The 767-nt window shown below is 76.5% G+C and carries 2 protein-coding genes; both read right to left on the reverse strand.

Annotation, left to right across the window (positions count from 1 at the left end):
- On the reverse strand, positions 1–249 hold a 249-nt coding region (locus VR44_RS33925), incomplete at its 3' end, for a DUF6912 family protein (RefSeq protein WP_045951485.1).
- A gap of 32 nt (positions 250–281) precedes the next feature.
- Positions 282–680, reverse strand: a complete 399-nt coding sequence (locus VR44_RS33930; protein WP_045951486.1) for an Rv3235 family protein — start codon at positions 678–680, stop codon at positions 282–284.
- Positions 681–767 lie beyond the last annotated feature (87 nt).

A 767-nucleotide genomic window follows, 5' to 3' on the forward strand; every position in this document is an offset into this window, starting at 1 on the left:
CTTGTCCGCCACGTCCACGGCGACCACGACCCGCTTGCGCGGAGCGGCGGCGTCCTCGGCCAGCATCCGCAGGGAGGCGGCGGCGGCCCGGCTCAGGGCCGCGTACTCCAGCTCCTCGATGTCGTCGGAGACGTACCACTCCCGCAGCCCGGGGGTCACCGCGTACGCAGTGAGCGGGGCGGGCCCCAGCTCGCCCGCCTTGTGCGCCTCGGCGAGCCCGGGGAGGGTCAGGGGGACGTACACGCGCATGGCCGGCTGCTTTCGGTAGTCGGAAAACCCCCTCAGGATACGACCGCCACCCGCGAACTCCCCCAGGGGCGGGGACCCCGAATCTCCACGGCGGCACACCGCCAGCGCAGATCAGCCCCTTGTTCGAGCCGGAAGGCCAGGGCGGAGACCCGCTCGCCGGTCGCGATCCGCGCGAACGCCTCGATGACCCCCGGCCCCGGGTGGAACCGCCCGCACTGCCGCAGCACGGGCCGCAGCCGCTCCCCCAGCGGCCCGGTGGGCGCGAGCTCGACCAGCTGGTCGTACGCCTGCCCCACGGTCAGCCCGAGCAACGAATGCACGGGCCGCTGCCCACTGACCACGGCAAGGATCCGCTGCGCGAACCACTCATGCGGCAGAAGCCGACGCGGAGCCCCGCCGGCCCCGCCGGACCGGAGGCTCCCGCCGGGCAGCGGGCCGCCCGCCCCCTGCGGCCCCGCGCCCGTCCTTCCGCGCCGCCCGGCCTGCTGCGCGACCACGGCCGCCCGCACGCCCGCCCC

It is taken from the genome of Streptomyces katrae, assembly GCF_000966975.1.
Classification (GTDB): Bacteria; Actinomycetota; Actinomycetes; order Streptomycetales; family Streptomycetaceae; genus Streptomyces; species Streptomyces katrae.